Genomic DNA, 13,380 nt, shown 5'->3' on the forward strand with positions numbered 1-13,380 from the left:
TCAAGCAAGTCCCGCGCCAAAACAGTCGTCAATTCCCGGTCTGCAACTCGCCGAAGCGCTCCCAGGATTTGCCGTTGAAGCGCATGAACTGCATCTGATCGACCGGGATGTGGTCGGTCGGGCTGGTATTGATCTTGATGCCCGGCAGCAGCATCGGCAGTTCCAGGTCCTTGATGGCGTAGGCCTGCTTGAGAATGTTTTCGGTCGACAGGTCGTCGCCACAGGCTTTCAGCACGGCTTCCAGCGTCATCGCGCTGTTGTAGGCATTGACGTAGTTGGTGTCGTGCAGGTCGGCGTCGGGAACGTATTTGACCATGAATTCCCTCCAGCCCTTGACGCCGGGATCGTCCTTCCATGCGGGGTCGTCGGGATCCTTGACATAGGCGGTGGAAAGAATGCCGATGCCGGCTTCGAGCCCCGCGGGCTGCATCACGGTGGATACCCAGACCGCGACGTTGGACAGAAACGTCATCGGCTTCCAGGCGATCTCGTACACCTTGCGGATCGACTGTGCGGCGAATTTCGGCGTCGCCGCGATCACCAGTACGTCCGCGCCGGAGGCTTTCAACTTGACGATCTGCGAATCGATGGTCGGGTCCTGGACTTCATAGGTCGCATTGGTGACCAGAGAATCGTATTTTTCGCCGAGCACATCCTTCAGCCCCAACAGATAGTCGCGGCCGAAATCATCGTTCTGCGAAATGATCGCGAATTTGGCGTTCGGGTTGCTGGCCAGCGCATAGCGCGCATACAGCCGGGCCTCATAGCGGAACGGACCTTGCACGCCCAATGTCGCCTGCGGGTATTGCGCGATATCGGCGAATTTCGAAGCCCCGGAACCGATGAACAATTGCGGGATGTTCTTGCCCTGCAAGTATTTGGCGATCGCGATGTTGTGGGCGGTGCCGATCGAGGAGAAGATCAATGCGACCTCGTCGCTTTCCACCAGCCGCCGGGTCTGCTCCACGGTTTTCGGCGGCGCATAGCTATCGTCGAGCGAGATCAAATCGACCTTGCGGCCGTTGATGCCGCCACGCTCGTTGATCATCTTGAAATAGCCGACCTCCCCCTTGCCGAGCGCGCCGAACGCCGACACCGGTCCGCTGTAGGGCATGGTCTGGCCGATCTTGATTTCGGTCGGCGTGACGCCGCGCATTTCGGCCACGGTGGCGACCGAAGTCCCGATCAGGACAGCCGCCACGCCCGGCACGCCAAATCCCATGATAAAACGCACGATGTCCTCTCCCAGTCTTATCTGGCGCACTCAAAGGAGCCGCCATACCGGGCGCGGTTGGCCGCGCTCTCGCCGTGAAGCGAACATGCCATGACGCCGAGATCGACGCCAACCATAATCGCGGCACAAAAAAAAGCGGCGTCTCCGCCGCGTTTTCGATTTCAAAATGGCAACCGCTTCAGGTCTGCGGCTGCGGGTGCGGCTCCATGCCGGGATCGGGGTCGGGCCGCGGCCGCGGCTTGCCGGCCGGCGGCACTGCGGAGGCGCGCGGCGTAGCCGGCTCCAGCACCGATTCACGGTTCGGCCTCTTGCCGTTCAACAGATCGGCGATCTCGTCGCCCGACAGGGTTTCGAATTCGAGCAGAGCCTTGGCGAGGATTTCAAACTCGGCCTTCTTCTCGGTCAGGATGTGCCGGGCGGTCTCGTAGCCTTCCTCGACCAGCCGCCGCACTTCCGCGTCGACCTTCTGGGCCGTTGCTTCCGACAGGTTCTGGGTGCGGCCCATCGACATCCCAAGGAACACCTCCTCCTGGTTGTCGCCATAGGCCACGGTGCCGAGTTGATCCGAATAGCCGAACTGCGTCACCATCGCCTTGGCCATCTTGGTGGCCTGCTGGATGTCGCTGGAAGCGCCGGAGGTGATGTTGTCCTTGCCGAAGGTGACCTCCTCCGCGACACGGCCACCCATCGCCACCGCCAGCTGGGAGGTGAACTCCTTGTACTTCATCGAATAGCGATCCCCCTCGGGGAGGAACTTGACCATTCCCATGGCGCGGCCGCGCGGAATGATCGTCGCCTTGTGCACGGGAATGCCGGCCGGAACATTGAGGCCGACGATGGCGTGGCCCGCCTCGTGATAGGCGGTGAGCATTTTTTCTTCCTCACTCATGACCAGCGACCGGCGTTCGGCGCCCATCATCACCTTGTCCTTGGCCTCTTCGAACTCGGCCTGCGTCACCATGCGCTTGTTGCGGCGCGCAGCCGTCAGCGCGGCCTCGTTGACGAGGTTCATCAGGTCGGCGCCGGAGAAGCCGGGCGTTCCCCGCGCCACGATCTTGAGGTTGACGTCGGGGGCCAGCGGCACCTTGCGGACGTGAACCTTCAGGATCTGCTCGCGGCCACCGACATCGGGATTCGGCACCACCACCTGACGGTCGAAGCGGCCGGGACGCAGCAGCGCCGGATCGAGCACGTCGGGCCGGTTGGTCGCCGCGATCAGGATGACGCCTTCATTGGCCTCGAAGCCGTCCATCTCGACCAGCAACTGGTTCAGCGTCTGCTCGCGCTCGTCATTGCCGCCGCCGAGACCGGCGCCGCGATGCCGGCCGACCGCGTCGATTTCGTCGATGAAGATGATGCAGGGCGCATTCTTCTTGGCCTGCTCGAACATGTCTCTGACACGCGAGGCGCCGACGCCGACGAACATTTCGACGAAGTCGGAGCCCGAGATCGTGAAGAACGGCACGTTGGCTTCGCCGGCCACCGCGCGCGCGATCAGGGTCTTGCCGGTGCCGGGAGGTCCGACCAGCAGCACGCCGCGCGGAATCCGCCCGCCGAGCCGCTGGAATTTTCCGGGATCGCGCAGGAACTCGACGATCTCCTGCAGGTCCTGCTTGGCTTCATCGACGCCGGCGACATCCTCGAAGGTCACGCGGCCATGCGCCTCGGTCAGCATCTTGGCGCGCGACTTGCCGAAGCCCATCGCCTTGCCGGCGCCGCCCTGCATCTGCCGCGACAGGAAAATCCACACGCCGATCAGCGCGATGAACGGCAGCCACGAAACCAAAAGCGAGACGAACCACGGCACGTTGTCGCCGGGCGGCTTCGCCGTGATCGAGACCTTGCCGTTATAGAGGCGCGAGACCAGCGTCGGGTCGTTCGGCGCGTAGGTCTGGAAGCTCGAGCCATTGGTGAAAGTGCCGTGGATCTCCGGCCCCTGGATCACGACGTCGCGAACATGATTGGCGTCGACTTCGGTCAAAAGCTGCGAGAACGAGATGTCCTGCGAGGAAGCGCGCTGACCCGGATTCTGGAAAAGCGTGAACAGCGCCAACAGCAGCAAAACAATAATGACCCAGAGGGCGAAATTGCGCAGATTGGCGTTCATCGATCTTCCTTCGTGGTCGCGCGGATCGCGGCCTTAGGTCCTTGGGTAGGCACGCATCCTCGGGGAAACCCCGGGTCGACTGCCCTACAATCTAGGTGCGGCACGGGGCGCTGCCAAGGGAACCACAGCGGACTATTTAGCGCATTCTAGCGCGATTCCCGTTCAAATAATGGCGTTGAAGCCGGTGTTTTCCGGGGTGGTTAAGACCCCAGGGCGGTTTCGAGCCGCGAGCATTCGTTCGATTTCGTCTCAACCCGGACCGCGGCGGCGGGGGGGCGCCGATGTGATGCTGATTCGGCCGTCGACCATGCTGACCAGCGCGCCGGCAAGGGTCTGCTTCAGCCTTTGCCTTGGCGGGCTCGCTGCCGACTTTTCGGCGACCGTGCGGTCCAATGCCGACAGCAACGCTTCGACCTTGCCAAGTTCGGCCGGTCCCTCATGACCGGACCGGTCGATCGCGCGCAGCAACAGCCGCAGGCGGATTTCCTCCGGCATCGCGGCAAAGGCTTTGGCGTCGTACCCCGGCTGCGACGCCTGGCGATCCTTCAGCGCAAGATAGCGCTCGGCGCCATCGACCAGGACTTCCACCGCGGCATTGGCCCGGGCAAGCCGCGAGGCCAGCCGCGCCAGGTTGCGCGCGTCGCCGCCCTCGGCGGCAAGGGCCGGCATGAGCGCGCGCAGGCGTGGACGCGTGAAGTAAGTGTCGCGGTTGGTCGGATCGTCGGCAAAATCGATCCGGGCCTTTCTAAGGGTCGCGACAAGCTGCGATTTCGAAACCTGCAGGAACGGCCGCGCCAACAGCACGCCGTCGCGCTCGGATTGCCGCGCCATCGCCGCCAGACCGGCGATGCCGCTGCCACGCACCAGCCGCATCAGCAGCGTCTCGGCCTGGTCGTCGCGGGTGTGTGCGGTGAGGATATGCGTCGCCCCGCTCGCCCGTGCCGCCTGCGCCAGCAGGCGATAGCGCGCCGCCCGCGCCGCGGCCGGCAATCCCGTTGTCGGCTTGGCGCCGGTCCAGCGCAGCGTGCGATGTGGCAGATCGAGCGTGTGCGCCAGGCGCTTGACCTCACGCGCCTCGCGCGCGGCCTCCGCGCGCAGGCCGTGATCGACCGTGACGGCGAGAAGGCGCGGACCGCGCGCCAGCGAGCGGCGCCAGCGGGCTGCGAGCCACATCAACGCCATCGAATCCGGGCCGCCGGAAACGGCGAGAACGATCGCGGGAGCCCCCTTCCAGTCCGCGAACAGACGTTTCGCGTCCTGGGCCGAGATCGCGGAATGGTCGTCATCGGGCATGGCGTTGCCGCTGGTGTCGAAGCCGGTCTAGGCGAGGTTTAGCATTTAATCCGCTTTTGCTCGCGGTCCACACCCTGTTTGACGGCGTTTGAGGCACGCGGATATTTCCGGATTACCTCGCCGAGAGCAGCACAGGCGGCCTCCCGCTCCTTCAGGGCGGCCAGCGATTGTCCGAGCCGCAGCAAGGCGTCCGGGGCCTTCGCCGATTTATCGAATTTGGTGGTCACGGCGAGAAAGGATTCGGCGGCATCGCGATAGAGCTGACGCTGGAAGAAACTCTCGCCGAGCCAGTATTGGGAATCCGCCAGCAGCGGATCGCTGGGGTATTTTTGCGCAAAGTTGCGCATGGTTTCTTCGGCCAGCGCATAATCCTTCCGCTGCATGTAGCCAATGCCGAGATCGAACTCGTCCTTTGGCGTTGCCGCCGGCGGCAAGGTGGTAAGCCCGCCACCGGGTGCCGGCGGCGATACCGCTGCCGGATTGCGCGGGCCGGTATTGGCAAGATCGAGCGGTTCGCCTGCTCCGCGTCCGCCGGGCGCGCCGACCGGGGGTTCATTTGCGATCGGAAGCTGGCCGCCACCCAGGGCACGCGGGGCGCCCGGGGCATTCGGATTCTGGCTGGGATCGAAGGCATCGCCGCGGCGGCGATCCTGTGCCGGCGGCACGCCCGGCGCTTCCCGCACGATTGGCGCGGGCGCAGTAATCTGAGGGGCATATTCCGGCTGCGACGGCCGATAGCCCGGACCCGGCGGCGGAGGTGCTGTGGCGACATTGGGCTGGGCGACGCCGGGCTGCCCGCCGGGCGGGGCTTGTGCGCCCCCCTGTAGCAGCCGCAAGCGATCCTCGAGTTGGCGATTGCGGTATTGCAATTCCTCATTCTGGCCGGTGAGCTGCCGCAGCTGATTTTCAAGCTGCTGGATCCGCATTTCCGGATCGATATCGCCTTGCGCGAAGACCTGAGACGATAGCGCCAGCATCGCGGACAGGGCCGCGGCGCGGGTAATTCCATGAAATCTGGATGACATTTTAGCCTGACCGCGAAACCGGCGTGACCGCAAAAGCGGCACCACCTTGAGAGAGGGAGTGCGCCAAAAATGTGACTGGTGTGCCGAATCCGGCGCTGGTTGATGCCGTATGGTCTAGTGTTCCTAAACAATCAAGCGGCTTGGCCAGACCGATCGGTCGCCAATTCGCGAAGGAGACCGGCCCATGCATGTGCGCGTCAACGGGGTGCGGCTGTTCTTCGACGTCGAGGGCGCCAAGCTCGCACCCGACGGTCCCTTCATGCGGGAAAAGCCGACCTTACTCTTGCTGCACGGCGGACCCGGCTTCGACCACTCGATCTACAAGCCCGCTTATTCGGCTTTGGCCGATGTAGCCCAGATCATCTACCTGGACCATCGCGGCAATGGCCGCAGCGAGGATGGCCCGCGAGAAAACTGGAACCTGGCGCAGTGGGGCGACGACGTGCACGCGTTCTGCGATGTCTTGGGGATTGCCAATCCGATCGTCCTCGGCGCGTCGTTCGGCGGCATGGTTGCGTTGGCTTACGCCACGCGTCATCCGACCCATCCCTCTAAGCTGGTGCTGATCAGCACCGAGGCCGCCGGGGGCACGTATCGTGAGCGGCGCGTAGCGCTGTTCGAACGTTTTGGCGGCCCCGAAGTCGGCGCCCTGGCGCGCCGCCGATTCCTGGAGGTTCAGGGCCATCCCGACCAAGCCTCGCTCGACGACTGGCTACGACTGGCGATCCCGCTCTATACACGTATTCCGCGCGATCCGGACATGGCACGCCGTGCGGTCAACCGGTCAGAAGTGCTGCGTTGGTTCGTCAAACCGGGCGGCGAGAGCCGCACCTTCAACATGTTCCCTGATCTTGATCGCATCCAGTGTCCGACCCTTGTGATGGGCGGTGAAGACGATCCAATCCACCCGATCGAGAGCCAGGCGGATATCGCAGCCGCGCTCCCCGCCCATCTCGTGCAGTTCGAACGGTTTCCGAACTGCCGGCACGCCGTGGTCACCGATGCACCCGAGCGCGCCATGGCGGTGATCCGGGATTTTATCGAGCGTCGATAGCGAATGAATCGATCGCCAAAACAAAACCGGCGCCCGAGGGCGCCGGCGACAAGCATTTCGGCAAGCGAGCGCTTCAGGAACTGGCGTTCAGCACCGTGACCGCGCGACGGTTCTGCGACCAGCACGAGATGTCGTTACATACCGCGACCGGGCGCTCCTTGCCGTAGGAGATCGTCCGCATCCGGCTGGGATCGATGCCGCGCGAAGCGAGGAAGGTGCGGACCGACTGCGCACGCCGCGCGCCGAGCGCGATATTGTATTCGCGGGTGCCGCGCTCATCGGCATGGCCTTCAATGGTGAAGGAGTAGCGGTTATAGGTCTGCAGCCAGCGGGCCTGCTTTTCCAGGGTCACAACCGCCTGCGGCGACAGATCGGTCTGGTCGCTCTCGAAGAACACGCGGTCGCCGACATTGACCACGAAATCCTGCTGGCTGCCCGGGGTCGCCACACTGGCCATCGCGTCATCGGCGAGCGGGTTCTTGCTTGCGCAGGCACCCATCGACAGCGCCACCGCGAGCACAGCGGCCAGCTTCAATCCCTGGAGGATACGCATCTGGTGTTTCATTCCGGAGCCTCCACGCTCACGTTTTTCGACTGTCGTTCCGGTCTACAGCCCGATAGTTAAGCGAACGTTCCGTCAACCTTGATGGGGTGTTGTCAAACCCGATCAAATGCCGCCAAACCGGCAAAAGCAACCGCGATAGTTAATGAGTTGTAAATGTGGCGCGACGGTGAAGGCAAGCGGGTAGGCTGGCCGAATAGCCGGATTTGGGCCGGCTGAAGTCCAATTGGGCGACCCCCTGGCATGAAATAAAGCGCGCCAGGCCGAATCCAGCCCCGGCGGGGCGGCAGGATCCCTCAACGGCACGCCCGGATTTGATCCGGGGACATGCCGTTCGCGGGGTCAGGAGCGCGGGACGATCGATGCGCGCGAGAACGAGGTGTCGATAGCGTCCGACGACGAATGGCGCTCGCCGCTACGCTGGAACAGCGCCCGACGCTCGAACGCGCTCGATCGCATAAAGGGGAACCGCTGAAACACCTTTTCCCGGATCGCCGGATAGTCCGCAGCCATCAATCCTACCGGCTTCAGAAGACCGGGGAACAACCTTGGTTCGCCGAGCGGTTCCTGCAGAAAGACCTTGCGATAAAACGCCCGATGTTCGGGACGAACATTGGCAAGCCCGATATCGGCGTTGAAGTGGCCGCACGCGATCCAGCCCAGTCTGACCGTGATGTAGGGAAGCTCGGGAAACGTTTTTGCCTTGTCCGGATCCGCCACGAAGCGGGTCGGATCGATGATGACCCGTCCGCGATCGAGCTCAGGGTGAAGGATATCGCCGAACATTTCAGACGACGGCGACCCGCGCCATTCGGAAGTCAGGACGCTGACGCGGATCGAGCTGTAGAGTTCGCCGTGAATATAGATGCCGAATGTCCAGGCATTCGGCGCGTCATCGTAGCGGTCGGTCACGCGCTGGGATTCTGAAGGCAGAATCGCGCCTTCGCGCAGATACGCGCGGTAGCGGAGACGATAAATCCTGTCTTTTTCTTCGGGAGTCTCGGCAAGGCGATAATCGACATGCTCGAGCGGGTCGGGGTTGCGTTCGGGAGCCATCCTGATCGCTTCGGCTGCTGAACTCATACGACACTCTCCTCGGCACCACAACCGTTGCGTGAATATTGGAAGGTTAACATCTACTTAACGTCAATGCAAAGAGATCAGGGTATTAGGGTTAACCGGAAACCGCGGAGTCGACACCGATGCGTCTTCGAAGCAGAAAATTTTCATTGGAGCCGATTATCGGAAGATTTCAGGCGATCGATCGCGACGAAGCCACGAACCTTTGCTCGTCCGGCAGGCGGCGGCCGTGCGATGCATTGAGCAACTGACGCACGCGCACCGCTGGCACCGGCCGGCTGAACAGATAGCCCTGCGCCTCCGTCACCGTGCCGTCGGCGCTGATGAGTTCGAGCTGCTCGTTGGTCTCGATGCCTTCGACTACCACCGACATTCCCAGATCGGCGCTGAGCCGCGCCACGCCGCGCAGCAGCGTCAGCGGACGATCGCTGTCGATCCCCTCCAGGAAGGAACGGTCGATCTTCACCTTCTGCAGCGGGAAGTTGTGCAGGTAGCTCAGGCTTGAATAGCCGGTGCCGAAATCATCCAGCGAAATGTGGACGCCGATCGCGCGCAATTGCGACAACACATCGTGGGTCAATTGCGTGTTTCGCAGCAGCGACGATTCGGTGATTTCGATTTCAAGGCGATGTGCCGGCAGTCCGGAGACCTCGAGCGCGTAACGCACCTCGCTCAGCACGTCGCGCTGATGGAACTGCTGCGGCGAGAAGTTGACCGCGACGTTGACGTTTTCCGGCCATTTCATGCATTCCATGCAGGCCTTGCGCAGGATCCAGCGGCCAAGATCGACGATCAGGCCCATGTCCTCGGCCACCGGAATGATGTCGATCGGCGAGACCGTGCCGCGCACCGGATGATTCCAGCGCAGCAAGGCTTCGCAGGTGGAGATCCGTCCCGACTTGAGATTGACGAGCGGTTGATAGAACAGCTCGAACTCTTCGTTGGCCAGCGCCTTGCGCAGGTCCAGCTCCAGAATCCGGCGCGCCTCGACGGTCTGCGCCATTTCGTCGCGGAAGAAGCAGAAGGTGCCGCGGCCGTCCGCCTTGGCGCGATAAAGCGCCATGTCGGCATTCTTGAGCAGCGTATCCGCGCTGATGCCGGGCGGCGATGTCATCGCGATACCGACGCTGGCGCCGATCTCGACCAGATGATTGTCGATTTTATAACGCTCGCTGAGGCGGTCGACGATTCGCCGCGCCAGGCTAGCCGCGTCCTCGGCCGATCCGATGTTCTGCTGGAACACCACGAATTCGTCGCCGCCGAAGCGCGCCACGAAGTCTTCCGGGCGCAGCATTTCGCGCAGCCTGTCGGCGACCGCGCACAACAGCTGGTCGCCGCAAGGATGGCCCAGCGTGTCGTTGACCTGCTTGAACTGATCGAGATCGACGAACAGCAATGCCGACAATCGCGCGGCATCATGCGGGACCGCCAGAAGGCGCTCGATCTCGTCGCGGAAATTGAGCCGGTTCGGCAGCGCCGTCAGTTCGTCGTAGCGGGCGAGATGACTGATTCTCGCTTCCGCGTTGCGCCGTTCGGTGATGTCTTCCACCAGCACGACGGTGCCGCCGCCGGCCATCGGCTGAAATGTCCAGGACAGCGCCCGATCGCTCGCCGCACACGGGTCGACCGTCGTGATATGTCCCGCTTGCGATTTCTCGATTTCGGAGACGATCAGCTTGCCACTCGCAACCGAGAGCGTCGCGGCGCTGACGCAGGCGGCGGCGATGTCTGGCGCGGTTGCATCGCGGCGCACGAGATCGTCGCACAGCCGCATCATTTCGGTGAACCGATGATTGACGACCGCAAGACGGCCGTCGGCGCCGAACATGCACAGGCCATGCGGCATGTTGTTCAGCGCGGTGTCGAACTGGCTCGCCAGCGCCGCCTCGCGCTCGCGTGCAATCAGGGCCCGCACGAAGATTTTTTGCAGGCTTGTCGAAATGTGCTTGAGCGCGAGGAAGAACAGCACATTCAGGACCGCCATCCCGAAATAATACCGGCTTCCATAAAGCGCCAGCGCCAGCGTAAGCGGTCCGCACGCCAGCAGCATCTGAACGTGGAAGATCCAGGGACGTCCGTAGGTCCGGCCGCCGCCGGCCGCGACGTAGCAGAGCGTGACCGATATGCAGATCATGTGCGCGACGGCATCGTGGCTGCCCAGCAACGCCACGACGCACCAGAGCCCGAGCGCAGCCGCATAGAGCATCGCGCCCACCTGGTAGCGAACTTCCCAGTGCGCGGCTTCATTCGCGGTCAGGCTTGACTTGCGGCGTTGATACTGGCGGGTGTCGAGCGCACGGACGGCACCGGTCACGACCAGGAGTGCCACGCAGGGCCAAAGCCGCACATCGCCGGTCTTCACGGCGGTCATGATCGCGGCAACCGCAGCGCAAAGTGCGCCCGCAAACAGTGGCCCGGGATCCTGAAACAGCGAATCGATCAGCGCCGCGTAAATCGACGGCGACATTTTCTGATCGGAATCCTTGGTGGGGCCAGCCAGCTGCATCGAGCGCGCGCAACGTCCTTTTCAGGCCGCAGTCTTACCTGCGGCTGATGAAATCTTTCTGAGGGAACATCGTTACCGGGACGTTGCCGTTCGGCTGGCAAAACAGAAATCTGCTCTATATTTCAGCAAGCTAGGCAAGCGTTGCCGGTTGCGGCAACCTGCCGGACGGCCGAGCGGCCGGTCTTACGACAATAAGGGCGACCACGCCGGATCGGACGCAAATCCGGGAGTTGGCACCCGCTGTTCGTTGCGCCCGGAAATATCCACCGTGAACAGCGAGGGTCCGCTATTGCCGCCGGGGTCGCGGAAGAACATCAAGACGCGGCCATTCGGTGCAAAGGTCGGTCCTTCGTTATGGAATCCGGAGGTGAGAATCCGCTCGCCCGAACCGTCCGGCTTCATGATGCCGATCGAAAACTGCCCGCTGCCCTGTTTAGTGAACGCAATGTAATCGCCGCGCGGCGACCAGACCGGGGTCGAATAGCTGCCGTCGCCAAACGAGATGCGCTGCGCCGGTCCGCCCGTCGCCGGCATCACGTAGATTTGCGGCTTTCCGCCGCGGTCGGATTCGAAACACAGCCGCGCGCCGTCGGGCGCATAGGAGGGCGAGGTATCGATCGCCGGCGTATCGGTGAGACGCATGGTGTTTTTCGACCGCAGATCCATCACGAACAGGTTCGAATTGCCGCCCTGCTGCAAACTCATGATGACGCGCTGGCCGTCCGGTGAGAAGCGTGGCGAGAACGACATGCCGGGGAAATTGCCGACGATCTCGCGCTGCCCGGTCTCGATGTTGAGCAGGTAAACGCGCGGGTCGCCCTGGCCGAATTCCATATAGGTGATTTCCTGGGTCGACGGCGAGAACCGCGGCGTCAGCACCAGGTCGGTGCCGCGCGTCAAATAACGCACGTTGAAGCCGTCCTGATCCATCAATGCCAGCCGCTTGATGCGCCGTTCCGTTGGCCCGGTCTCGTCGACGAACACCACGCGACTGTCGAAATAACCCTTCTCTCCGGTCAGGCGCTCGTAAATCTGGTCGGAGATGATGTGCGCGATCCGCCGCCAGTATTCCGGCGACGTGAAATATTGCTGGCCGGTGAGCTGTTGCCCGGTGGCGACGTCCCAGAGCCGGAATTCCGCCTTCAGCCGTCCGTCGCTCTGCCGGGTCATGCGGCCGCTCACCAGCGCCTGCGCGTTGATGGCCTTCCAACTCTGGAATTGAGGGGCCGCGTCGATGTTGGTGATTTTTTCGATATAGGCGGCCTGGTCGATCGGTGCGAACAGCCCGCTGCGCTTGAGGTTGTTGGTGATGACCTGGGCGACGCCGACACCGACTTCGGCGTCCCCCGGCGTTCCCGCCACGAAATTCGGAATCGCGATCGGCAGCGGTGCAACATCACCTTCGGTGATGGGCACGCGTTTTTGCCCGAAGGCATTGCGGACAGGACTACCCGTCAACACGGCGGCCGACGCCATGCCGGAAATGATCTGCCGGCGGCTCAAGCGCAACGTCATCTTATGCATCCATCTTTGTCGGTCATCATCGGCATCGGTTCATTCATGTCTGCGATCGCCGGCGGGCGACGGTTTCAGGTCTTTCGTTCGGTGAACACCGGCGAAAAGTATTTCCATTCTTCGAAATAGGCTGCGGGCAAATTATACGGCTGGCACTCGATGATCGCCCGCAAGGCGCTCTCCTGATAGACGCGAAGATACGGCGTGGCCGGTGTTCCTTCCGGAACCGGCATTGCCTCAAGCGTGCCATCGCGCTTGAGCCTGATGGCGAAAGCCGCCTCCGGGTTCTGGACTTCGATGCCGCCATAGGGTTTCTTCCAGCAGCGTTCGACCTGGGACTGGAACAGCGCGCCCCAGGTCGCGGAGTTGTCGGTGGCTTTGCCTTTGGCGAGGCCGAGTGCGGCATTGGAATTCAGCGCCTCGCCGGTTACGGCCTGCCGGGTCGGATCGCGCTTGTCGAGCAAGGCTGCGATTTTCGATTGATCGAATGTCCGTTCCTTCGGCTTGGCCGGCGGCGGCGGCGCAGCCTTGGCCTCCTGCTTCGGCGGCAGCGGCTTTTTCTCTTCCTTTTTCAAGGCTTCCGCGATCGGATCGACGCTGGGCTCCGGCTTCTTCTCGACCGGCTTCGGCTCTTCCTTGGGCTTTTGCTCGGCGACCGGTTTCGGCGGATCGGGCTTCTTGTCGAGCGGCTTTTCCACCGGCTTCGGCTGCGGCGGCGGTGAGGTGTCGGTCACGACCGGCGCCTTCTCGGTGACCTTGCCGACGGCGTCATCGACCGGTTTCGCCTCGGCGATCTTCTCGGCCAGCGGCTTCGGGTTTTCCTTCTTGCCGGATTTCATGCCGGCGGTGACCTTGGCCAACTGGTCAGCGGAGATGACGTCCACCGGCACGGATTCTTCCGGCATCACCTCGTACGCTTTCGAGGAGAACGTCAGCAGGCCCCACCCGATCACGAGGACGTGCAGGGCAACCGACGCAACCAGTGTCTTGTCGACCTTCACGTT

10 protein-coding genes are annotated in these 13,380 nt (G+C 63.0%); 1 reads left to right on the forward strand and 9 read right to left on the reverse strand.

The window, feature by feature from the left end; all coding sequences use genetic code 11:
- Positions 1-28: 28 nt before the first annotated feature.
- The 4 genes from E7813_RS24455 to ybgF all read right to left on the reverse strand — a co-directional run bounded on the left by E7813_RS24455 (position 29) and on the right by ybgF (position 5,659).
- The gene (locus E7813_RS24455) at positions 29-1,156 is read right to left on the reverse strand and encodes an ABC transporter substrate-binding protein (protein WP_291577895.1); all 1,128 of its coding nucleotides are present in this window, start codon (positions 1,154-1,156) and stop codon (positions 29-31) included.
- Positions 1,157-1,412: 256 nt separating this feature from the next.
- Entirely contained in the window at positions 1,413-3,341 is a 1,929-nt protein-coding gene (ftsH, locus tag E7813_RS24460; RefSeq protein WP_291577862.1) for an ATP-dependent zinc metalloprotease FtsH, read from the reverse strand.
- A 249-nt stretch (positions 3,342-3,590) separates the two neighbouring features.
- A complete protein-coding gene (gene tilS, locus E7813_RS24465; RefSeq protein WP_291577863.1) occupies positions 3,591-4,634 on the reverse strand; it encodes a tRNA lysidine(34) synthetase TilS in 1,044 nt (347 codons plus the stop codon).
- A 38-nt stretch (positions 4,635-4,672) separates the two neighbouring features.
- Complete coding sequence (gene ybgF, locus E7813_RS24470) at positions 4,673-5,659, reverse strand: tol-pal system protein YbgF (protein ID WP_291577864.1); 987 nt, start codon at positions 5,657-5,659, stop codon at positions 4,673-4,675.
- A gap of 184 nt (positions 5,660-5,843) precedes the next feature.
- Between ybgF and E7813_RS24475 the strand changes: the two genes are divergently transcribed.
- Positions 5,844-6,713: an alpha/beta hydrolase gene (locus E7813_RS24475; RefSeq protein ID WP_291577865.1), complete on the forward strand. Its 870-nt coding sequence runs from the start codon at positions 5,844-5,846 to the stop codon at positions 6,711-6,713.
- Positions 6,714-6,786: 73 nt separating this feature from the next.
- Here E7813_RS24475 and pal read toward each other — a convergent pair whose 3' ends face one another.
- The 5 genes from pal to E7813_RS24500 form a co-directional block, all read right to left on the reverse strand.
- The gene (gene pal, locus E7813_RS24480; RefSeq protein ID WP_291577866.1) at positions 6,787-7,278 is read right to left on the reverse strand and encodes a peptidoglycan-associated lipoprotein Pal; all 492 of its coding nucleotides are present in this window, start codon (positions 7,276-7,278) and stop codon (positions 6,787-6,789) included.
- Between the two features lie 339 nt (positions 7,279-7,617).
- Positions 7,618-8,358, reverse strand: coding sequence for a hypothetical protein (locus tag E7813_RS24485; RefSeq protein ID WP_291577867.1), 741 nt, complete (start codon positions 8,356-8,358; stop codon positions 7,618-7,620).
- A gap of 169 nt (positions 8,359-8,527) precedes the next feature.
- Entirely contained in the window at positions 8,528-10,861 is a 2,334-nt protein-coding gene (locus tag E7813_RS24490) for an EAL domain-containing protein (protein ID WP_291577868.1), read from the reverse strand.
- A 183-nt stretch (positions 10,862-11,044) separates the two neighbouring features.
- The gene (gene tolB / locus E7813_RS24495; protein ID WP_291577869.1) at positions 11,045-12,376 is read right to left on the reverse strand and encodes a Tol-Pal system beta propeller repeat protein TolB; all 1,332 of its coding nucleotides are present in this window, start codon (positions 12,374-12,376) and stop codon (positions 11,045-11,047) included.
- A gap of 74 nt (positions 12,377-12,450) precedes the next feature.
- On the reverse strand, positions 12,451-13,377 hold the full coding sequence (locus tag E7813_RS24500) for a cell envelope integrity protein TolA (protein ID WP_291577870.1): 927 nt from the start codon (positions 13,375-13,377) through the stop codon (positions 12,451-12,453).
- Positions 13,378-13,380 lie beyond the last annotated feature (3 nt).

It is taken from the genome of Bradyrhizobium sp. (genome assembly GCF_004799405.1).
Classification (GTDB): domain Bacteria; phylum Pseudomonadota; class Alphaproteobacteria; order Rhizobiales; family Xanthobacteraceae; genus Bradyrhizobium.

Bases quoted from the DNA above. Each gene is read 5' to 3' on its own strand.
- E7813_RS24455 (WP_291577895.1), bottom strand. From the start codon at position 1,156: ATGCGCGGCGTCACGCCGACCGAAATCAAGATCGGCCAGACCATGCCC.
- ftsH (WP_291577862.1), bottom strand. From the start codon at position 3,341: ATGAACGCCAATCTGCGCAATTTCGCCCTCTGGGTCATTATTGTTTTG.
- tilS (WP_291577863.1), bottom strand. From the start codon at position 4,634: ATGCCCGATGACGACCATTCCGCGATCTCGGCCCAGGACGCGAAACGT.
- ybgF (WP_291577864.1), bottom strand. From the start codon at position 5,659: ATGTCATCCAGATTTCATGGAATTACCCGCGCCGCGGCCCTGTCCGCG.
- E7813_RS24475 (WP_291577865.1), top strand. From the start codon at position 5,844: ATGCATGTGCGCGTCAACGGGGTGCGGCTGTTCTTCGACGTCGAGGGC.
- pal (WP_291577866.1), bottom strand. From the start codon at position 7,278: ATGAAACACCAGATGCGTATCCTCCAGGGATTGAAGCTGGCCGCTGTG.
- E7813_RS24485 (WP_291577867.1), bottom strand. From the start codon at position 8,358: ATGAGTTCAGCAGCCGAAGCGATCAGGATGGCTCCCGAACGCAACCCC.
- E7813_RS24490 (WP_291577868.1), bottom strand. From the start codon at position 10,861: ATGCAGCTGGCTGGCCCCACCAAGGATTCCGATCAGAAAATGTCGCCG.
- tolB (WP_291577869.1), bottom strand. From the start codon at position 12,376: ATGACGTTGCGCTTGAGCCGCCGGCAGATCATTTCCGGCATGGCGTCG.